The 5775-nt window shown below is 73.9% G+C and carries 7 protein-coding genes; 6 read left to right on the top strand and 1 reads right to left on the bottom strand.

Features of this window, described 5'->3' with window-relative positions; translation table 11 throughout:
- Window positions 1-239: 239 nt before the first annotated feature.
- The 4 genes from DQW06_RS07750 to DQW06_RS07735 all read left to right on the top strand — a co-directional run bounded on the left by DQW06_RS07750 (window position 240) and on the right by DQW06_RS07735 (window position 3718).
- The gene (locus DQW06_RS07750; RefSeq protein ID WP_041552750.1) at window positions 240-1052 is read left to right on the top strand and encodes an alpha/beta fold hydrolase; all 813 of its coding nucleotides are present in this window, start codon (window positions 240-242) and stop codon (window positions 1050-1052) included.
- The gene (locus DQW06_RS07745) at window positions 1049-2419 is read left to right on the top strand and encodes a PP2C family protein-serine/threonine phosphatase (RefSeq protein ID WP_013153667.1); all 1371 of its coding nucleotides are present in this window, start codon (window positions 1049-1051) and stop codon (window positions 2417-2419) included. The genes DQW06_RS07750 and DQW06_RS07745 overlap by 4 nt, the downstream gene beginning before the upstream one ends.
- A complete protein-coding gene (locus tag DQW06_RS07740; protein WP_013153668.1) occupies window positions 2416-2739 on the top strand; it encodes an STAS domain-containing protein in 324 nt (107 codons plus the stop codon). Before DQW06_RS07745 ends, DQW06_RS07740 begins: the two co-directional genes overlap by 4 nt.
- A 91-nt stretch (window positions 2740-2830) precedes the next feature.
- Window positions 2831-3718 carry an isocitrate lyase/phosphoenolpyruvate mutase family protein gene (locus tag DQW06_RS07735; protein WP_117198215.1) on the top strand — a complete coding sequence of 296 codons (888 nt, stop codon included), beginning with the start codon at window positions 2831-2833 and terminating at the stop codon, window positions 3716-3718.
- A 121-nt stretch (window positions 3719-3839) separates the two neighbouring features.
- Here the strand turns inward: DQW06_RS07735 and DQW06_RS07730 are convergent, their stop codons facing one another.
- On the bottom strand, window positions 3840-4532 hold the full coding sequence (locus tag DQW06_RS07730) for a DUF1028 domain-containing protein (RefSeq protein ID WP_013153670.1): 693 nt from the start codon (window positions 4530-4532) through the stop codon (window positions 3840-3842).
- 230 nt (window positions 4533-4762) lie between these two features.
- Here DQW06_RS07730 and DQW06_RS07725 point away from each other — a divergent pair, with 230 nt between their 5' ends.
- Together DQW06_RS07725 and DQW06_RS07720 are read left to right on the top strand one after the other, a co-directional pair.
- A complete protein-coding gene (locus tag DQW06_RS07725; protein WP_117198214.1) occupies window positions 4763-5431 on the top strand; it encodes an SWIM zinc finger domain-containing protein in 669 nt (222 codons plus the stop codon).
- Window positions 5432-5598: 167 nt separating this feature from the next.
- Window positions 5599-5775 (top strand): Rrf2 family transcriptional regulator (locus DQW06_RS07720; RefSeq protein WP_198662400.1); only part of this gene is annotated, 177 nt, incomplete at its 3' end.

Here is a 5775-nt window from a genome sequence, read left to right as displayed (position 1 = left end):
CCCCGGTCCGCGGGAGCGGGAGGGCGGGGAGGGACCGTGACCGCCCGTTCCCCGGGCGTCCGGGCCGACGCGGGGCCGTGATCCGGAAAACCCGGGGGAAACCGGGGCCACTCCGACCCGGCCGTCCCTGTCCGTACCGCCTGAGGAGATGACGGACACGTCCGTTTCGGCACCGGAAACACCCCATGGGATCGAGTACCGTTCTGGTACGGGCCGGCGTGAGGAAAAGGGCGGTCGACATGGACATCCTGCGCAGGAACAACGTCACCGTCACCGGTGCGGCCGACGGGCCGACGGTCGTGCTGGCCCACGGGTTCGGCTGTGACCAGAACTTGTGGCGCCTGGTCGTCCCGGCCCTGGCCGAGCGGTACCGGGTGGTGCTGTTCGACTACGTCGGCTCCGGGGGGTCGGACGCCTCCGCCTGGAGCGAGGACAGGTACTCCTCCCTGGAGGGCTACGCCCAGGACGCGGCCGAGGTCTGCGAGGCCCTCGACCTGGAACGGGCGGTGTTCGTGGGGCACTCGGTCAGCGCCATGGTCGGCGTCCTGGCCGCGCGGGCGCTGCCGGAGCGGATCCGGGCGCTGGCGATGGTGACCCCCTCCCCCCGCTACATCGACGACGAGGGCTACCGAGGCGGCTTCACCGCGGCCGACATCGACGAACTGCTGGCCTCGCTGGAGTCGAACTACCTGGGCTGGTCGTCGGCGATGGCACCGGTGATCATGGGCAACCCCGAGCGGCCCGAACTGGGACAGGAGCTGACCACCAGCTTCTGCGCCGCCGACCCCGACATCGCCCGGGTCTTCGCCCGCACCACCTTCCTGTCCGACAACCGCGAGGACCTGAAGGGCGTGGAGGTCCCCACCCTGGTCCTGGAGTGCGCCCAGGACGCCATCGCCCCGCCCGAGGTGGGCGCCTTCGTCCACGCCGCGATCCCCTCCTCCACGCTGGTCACCCTGGACGCCACCGGCCACTGCCCGCAGCTGAGCGCGCCGCGGGCCACCGCGGCGGCGCTGCTGGAGTTCCTGGAGTCCCTCCGGGACGCCGGATGAGCGGGGAGACGGGGCCTCCCGGGGCCGGCAACGGCTCCGCCACCGACGCGGCCCTCAGCGCGCTGCTGGAGGACAGCGCCGAGGAACTCTACGAGTCCGCGCCGTGCGGCTACCTGTCCACGCTCATGGACGGCACGGTCGCCAGGATCAACGCGACGCTGCTGAGGTGGCTCGGCCTGGAGCGCGCCGCCGTGGTGGGCCGCATGCGCTTCACCGACCTGCTCACCGTGGGCGGCAGGCTCTACCACGAGACGCACTTCGCGCCCCTGCTGCACCTGCGGGGCGAGGTCAACGGCATCGCCCTGGAGATGCGGGCCTCCGACGGCGGCCGCCTTCCCGTGCTGGTCTCCTCCACCGTCAAGCGCGACGGCGGGGGCCAGCCGCTGCTGGTCCGCACCACCGTCTTCGACGCCACCGACCGCCGCTCCTACGAGGAGGAGCTGCTGCGCCGCCGCAGGGAGGCGGAGCAGGCCCGCGCCGAGGCAGAACGGGCCCGCGAGGAGGCCGAACGGGCCCGCGCCGAGGCCGAGGAGGCGCACCGGCGGGCCGAGGCGGACCGGGCGCGCCTGGGAGAGGCGCTCGTCATCCTCCAGAGGGCCCTGCTGCCCGACACCCTGCCCGACGTTCCGGGCATGGAGGCCGCCGCCTACTACCACACCGCCTCCCCCTACCGGCTGGGCGGCGACTTCTACGACCTCTTCCCGCTCGGTGACGGGTGCTGGGCGTTCTTCCTCGGCGACGTGAGCGGCAAGGGGCCCGAGGCCGCGACCCTGACCTCCCAGGCCCGTTACGTCCTGCGCACCACCGCCCTGCACTCGTCCGAACCCGCGGACGCCCTGGGCACGCTGAACACCGCCCTCCTGGAGCGCTACGCCGACAACGGCGACCCCCGCTACTGCACCGCCGTCTTCGGCGTCCTCGAACCCGACGGCGACGCCGGGCACGTCCGTGCCCGCCTGGCCTTCGGCGGCCACCCCCCGGCGCTGGCCCTGCGCGGGGACGGCCGGGCCGAGTTCCTGTTCGCCCCCGGCGGGATGCTCGTCGGCGTGCTGCCCGACGCCCACTTCGCCACCGTCGAGACCGCCCTCGCCCCCGGCGACACCTTCGTGCTCTACACCGACGGCCTGACCGAGGCCCGCACCGGCGCCGGACCCGACACGATGTACGGCGAGGAGGCCCTGCTCTCCTTCGTCGCGCGGCACGCCCCCTCCACGGCCCACGGCGTCGTCGACGCGCTGGCCGAACTGCTGGAGGGTTTCGGCGAGGGCTTGGAGGACGACACCGCCCTCCTCGCGCTCGGCGTCCCCGCCCCGCCCTCCACCGCCCCGTCCGGAACCGGACACCACACGATGAGCGGTCCACGATGAGCACCCTGACCGTCACCCGCCGAGACAGCGCGACGGGTCCCGTCCTGGACGTGACCGGTTCGCTGGACTACGACCACGCCTCGACCCTGCGCCACGAGGTCCGGCTCCTGGCCCTGGAGTCCGGCCAGTGCCTGTCCATCGACCTGTCCGGCCTGGACTTCTGCGACTCCAGCGGTATCAGCGCCCTGCTGGCCGCCCGTCAGCACGCCCTGGCGGCCGGGGCCGACATAGCCCTGCTCGCCGTCCCCGCCAACACCCTGCGCATCATGAGCATGGTCGGTCTGAACCGGGTCTTCACCATCCACCCCGGCACCGCCTGACCCGCGGCGGGATCTGCGGCCATCAGGGTTCGGCCGGTGCCGTCCCGTCGCTTCGGCGGCGACCGAAACGACGCGGCCCTAGCGTCGCCGTATGGCTTCCCGAACAGCACCCGGCAGCGGATCCGCCGACCACGACCGCCCGCCTCCGCCCTCCGGCGCCGACCTCCCGACAGAACCGGAGAGCCCCGGCGAGCGTTTCCGCGCCCTGCACCTGCGGGGCGCTCCCCTGCTGCTGCCCAACGCCTGGGACCACGCGTCGGCCGCCGCCCTGGCCGCCGCGGGGTTCCGCGCCGTGGGGACCACCAGCCTGGGTGTGGCCGCGGCGGCCGGGCTGCCCGACGCCCGAGGGCTCGCGCGCGAGGAGACGCTACGGCTCGCCCGCGGCCTGTCCCGGCTGGACGTGCCGGTCAGCGTGGACGTCGAGGGCGGCTTCAGCGCGTCACCGGCACGGGTCGCCGCGCTGGCCGCCGAACTGGAGCGGACGGGGATCGCCGGAATCAACCTGGAGGACGGCCTCGCGGACGGCGGGCTCGCCGACACCGGACACCAGCGGGCGGTGATCCGCGCGGTCAGGGAGGCGGCGCCGACGCTGTTCCTCAACGCGCGCACCGACACCCGCTGGCTGCCCGGCCACGCGGAACAGACCGCCGACCGGGCCGCCGCCTACGAGGAGGCCGGAGCCGACGGGGTGTTCGTGCCCGGCCTGCGCGACGAGGAGGAGATCGCCGCCCTGGCCGCCGCGCTGCGTGTGCCGCTCAACATCCTCCACTCCCCCGACGGCCCGCCGCTGCGGGTCCTCGCAGACCTGGGCGTGCGGCGCGTGAGCTGCGGTTCACTGCTCTTCCGCGCCGCCCTGCACGGGGCCCTGGCGGCGGCCGAGGCGGTGGCGTCGGGCCTTCCCCTCCCCGAGGGCGTCCCGGACTACGGGGCGGTGCAGGGCCTCGCGCGGCGGTTCGCCCGGGGCTCCGCGGACGGATGAGCCGGAGACGGCCGCCGCTCCTGAACCCGTCACCGCTGCGGGGCGCCGCGCCGCTGCCGCCCCGGTCGGCCGCCGGCACGCTTCCCACGGCGGTGGAAGATCGTGGCCGCAGGCGGCGGGCTCAGCGGTCGCCGGTGTCCAGCAGGCGTTCGAAGCGGCCCGCGGGGTGCGCGCGCGTGGGCATGGCCTCCACGAACGGCAGCAGCTCCCGCTCGGCGACCCCGTGGATCCGGCGCAGCTCGGCCACCGGGTCGGGGTGCTCGTCCACCCTCAGGTCCAGGTGGGGGTAGGGGTGGCCGGTATGCACGTACAGCGCGGCGCTCTGTCTGCCGCGCCGGTCGCCGCCGGCCGCCTGCCCCGCCTCCAGGGCGCCCAGCAGCCGCCGGTCCATCCGCTCCCCGGCGCCGGCCTCGAACCGCTCGGCCATCGCGTCGAGCGTGTCGGCGCCGGTCAGGATGTTGCCCGCCACCGCGTACCCGTCCCCCACCCTATGGCCGCACCACGGGTGCGCCTGCGCGCCGGTGTGCGCGGCGGCGCGTCCCTCGCGGTCGACCACGGCGACCTGTCGCGAGTCGGCGTCGGGGTCGGCGTCCAGGACCCGGCGCAGCGCCTCCTCGGCGGAGTGGGACCGCAGCAGCTCCAGGGCGTCAGCGCCCAGCAGCGGGTTGATCAGCGCCTGTGTGGCGACCGCCCCCGCCTCCGCGTGCGCGAACACCGACAGCGCGCCGATCGCCGGGAAGCGGCTGCTGACCGCGACACCGCACGTTCCGGTGGCGACGTCGTGGGCGACGATGGAGAAGGTGCCTGCGTACAACCGGTCTCGCTCTCGGGTCTTCGGACGAACGGACGCCCGGCCGGTGCGGTGGGGCTCCGGCGCCGGACGCCGGGGCGTTCCCGCCGGGGCCGGAGCGCTCGTCCGGGCCACGGGAAGGCTACCGTGCGGGAACTCATCGCTGGACGCCCTCGCCCACACCGGGGACCCGGACGAACGGGGATTTCCACTTCGCCCCGGCGCTTTCCGTGCCGCTCCGCTTGACTGGGCCCATGCCTGAGCTCTCCCGCGATCTGCTGTTGGAACTGGCTGGCAGAAAGTCCTTCGACCGCGGCCTGGACCACCTCGGACGGGTGTCGGGGCTACGCCGGGACGCGAAGACCGTGCGCGCCACCGTCCGCGGACAGCGGCGCTACCGGGTACGGCTCACCGCCGAGGGAGCCTTCTCCTGGCGCTGCGACTGCCCCTGGGCCGAGGAGGGCGACTGCTGCAAGCACGTGGTCGCGGTGGGGCTGGTGCACCTGTACGAACGCGAGCACGGCGGAACCGCGTCCTCCGTACCCGATGTCTCCTCCTACCTGCACACCCTGGACCGCGAACGGTTGGTGGAGCTGCTGCTGGAGGAGGCGGACCGCTCCCCCGGGCTCACCCTGGCCCTGGAGGCACGGGCAGCGGTGGCGTCCGGGAGCCCCGAGGCGCTGCGGACCTTGTTCGAGGGCGCCCTGCACGTCACCGAACCGGTTCCCTGCGAACAGGCGGCCGAGTACGCCCGGGCGGTGCACAGCGCCGTGGACGCGGTACAGGAACTGGAGCGTTCCGGCCGGACCGAGGACGCCATGGAGCTGTTCAACGCGGTGCTCTCCTTCACCCGTGAGGCGAAGGAGATGGTGGAGGACCCCGACGGCGAGGTCCTGTCGGCCTTGGAGCGCCTGCACGGGTAAGGGCGGACGACTGCGCCGTGTCTGGTGCTGGCCGCCCGAAACCATTCCGCACACGCTCCAGGCGAGCCGACGAGGTCGGTTCGGCCAGCCCCGCAGAATTTGCCGCATGTGGTTGTAACCCTTATAGTTACGACTAGAACCGAGGGGCGGGGGAGGCGGAGTCCGACGTGAGCGCCAACAGCAGGCTGACCATCGCGGCGCACGCCCTGACATGGATCGGGCTGTATCAGCGGCGCGGACACGAGGTCGCCACCTCCGAGCAGATCGCGACGAGCGTCAACACCAACCCGGTGGTGATCCGCCGCCTGCTGGCCAAGCTGAACAAGGCAGGCCTGGCCGATTCA

The sequence above is a fragment of the Nocardiopsis sp. TNDT3 genome, from assembly GCF_003427465.1.
In the GTDB taxonomy this organism is placed as follows: domain Bacteria; phylum Actinomycetota; class Actinomycetes; order Streptosporangiales; family Streptosporangiaceae; genus Nocardiopsis; species Nocardiopsis dassonvillei.
The sequence above is the reverse complement of the archived record's forward strand: the minus strand, read 5'-3'. Positions and strand labels throughout refer to the sequence as shown.

Coding starts and splice junctions, on each gene's coding strand:
- DQW06_RS07745 (WP_013153667.1), top strand. CDS start 1,049: ATGAGCGGGGAGACGGGGCCTCCCGGGGCCGGCAACGGCTCCGCCACC.
- DQW06_RS07725 (WP_117198214.1), top strand. CDS start 4,763: ATGCCTGAGCTCTCCCGCGATCTGCTGTTGGAACTGGCTGGCAGAAAG.
- DQW06_RS07740 (WP_013153668.1), top strand. CDS start 2,416: ATGAGCACCCTGACCGTCACCCGCCGAGACAGCGCGACGGGTCCCGTC.
- DQW06_RS07735 (WP_117198215.1), top strand. CDS start 2,831: ATGGCTTCCCGAACAGCACCCGGCAGCGGATCCGCCGACCACGACCGC.
- DQW06_RS07750 (WP_041552750.1), top strand. CDS start 240: ATGGACATCCTGCGCAGGAACAACGTCACCGTCACCGGTGCGGCCGAC.